Annotated in this window: 1 protein-coding gene; it reads left to right on the top strand. The window is 68.5% G+C overall.

Annotated elements, in window-relative coordinates; genetic code table 11:
* Positions 1-139 precede the first annotated feature (139 nt).
* On the top strand, positions 140-1,597 hold the full coding sequence (locus tag ACFTZC_RS41935) for an NF041680 family putative transposase (protein ID WP_382899363.1): 1,458 nt from the start codon (positions 140-142) through the stop codon (positions 1,595-1,597).
* Positions 1,598-1,608 lie beyond the last annotated feature (11 nt).

The following is a 1,608-nucleotide window of genomic DNA, read 5'->3' as shown; positions in this document are numbered from 1 at the left end:
CTTGATCTTTAACGTTCGGCGTCGAATGGCAGGTCGAACTTGATCACTCGGTCCGGTAACTGCCGTACGTGGAAGCGGCCTTCGTCTGAACATGTGCTCCGACCAAGGAACACACACATTCAGAACGAAGGCCGTGAGGATGAGTCTGCTGCATCACGACGCCGGGTCTGACGCATTGGCACAACTGTCATGCTTCCGGGGCGAGTTCCACTCCTGCCTGACCACCCGTTCGGACGCCTTGTTCGAGCTGGCCGATGCCGTTCTGTGCGGCGACGGACCGGTGAGGTCTCTGGCCGAGTTGTCGCTGGTGGGTGAACACCGCCGCGGCCATGGCGGGCTCTACGCCGCGGTGGCCCGTGGCCGCATCGATGCCGGCCGGCTGCGGCGGGCACTGGCCGAAGTGCCACTGCCACGGGCTGCCGACGGCCGGCTGGTCCTGGCCATCGACGTCACCTGCTGGCTGCGGCCCGACGCGCACACCTCACCGCAGCGGATTCTGTGCCACACCTACGGCCGGGGCAAGGACCAGCACATCCCCGTCCCCGGCTGGCCCTACTCGATCGTCTGCGCACTGGAGCCGGGCCGCAGCTCATGGACCGCACCCCTGGACGCACTCCGCCTGGAGCCCGGCGACGACATCGCCACCGTCACCTCCCGCCAACTGCGCGATCTGCTTCAGCGACTGATCGCAGCGGGGCAGTGGCAGACGGGTGACCCCGACATCCTCATCGTCGCGGACGCCGGATACGACGCACCCCGCCTCGGCTTCCTCCTCAAAGACCTGCCGGTCCAGGTGCTGGCCAGGATGCGATCCGACCGCGTCCTGCGCAGAGCTGTCCCACCCCGGCTCCCGCACACCCAGGGCCGGCCGCCCCGGCACGGCGGCGAGTTCGTCTTCGGGCAGCCCGACACCTGGGGCACCCCGGACACCGAAACAGTCACCGACACACGCCTCTACGGCACCGCCAGGGCCCGCTCCTGGGACCGCCTGCACCCCAAACTGACCCACCGCTCCTCCTGGGCCGCAGCCGACGGCACCCTCCCCGTCGTCGAAGGGACCGTGATCCGCCTGGACATCGAGCACCTGCCCAGCGGAGCAACCCCCAAGCCGGTCTGGCTGTGGTGGTCGGGCACCGACGCCACTGCGGCAGACGCCGACCGGCTCTGGCAGGCATACCTGCGACGCTTCGACATCGAGCACACCTTCCGCCTCTTCAAACAGACCCTCGGCTGGACCTCCCCGAAGATCCGCACCCCCGAGGCAGCCGACCGATGGACCTGGCTGATCCTCGCCGCCTACACCCAACTGCGGCTCGCCCGCCCGCTGGCGGCCGACCGGCGTCGCCCCTGGGAAAGGCCTGTCCCACCGGAACGGCTTACCCCCGCACGAGTCCGCCGCGACTTCCGGCACATCCGCCCCAAGGCGAACTGCCCGGCCCAAGCACCGAAACCTTCTCGTCCGGGCCCCGGACGACCCCCAGGCCGAAAGAACACCCGACCCACCCCACGCCACGACGTCCACACACCTCGCAAAACACCGGCGGCGAAACAACGAACGAAGAAGTCGACCACCCCACGACCACGCCGCACAGGTTAAAGATCAAGCTA

This window comes from Streptomyces sp. NPDC056987, assembly GCF_042673865.1.
Taxonomy (GTDB): Bacteria; Actinomycetota; Actinomycetes; order Streptomycetales; family Streptomycetaceae; genus Streptomyces.
This window is presented reverse-complemented; position numbering and strand designations above follow the sequence as displayed.

Bases quoted from the DNA above. Each gene is read 5' to 3' on its own strand.
- ACFTZC_RS41935 (WP_382899363.1), top strand. From the start codon at position 140: ATGAGTCTGCTGCATCACGACGCCGGGTCTGACGCATTGGCACAACTG.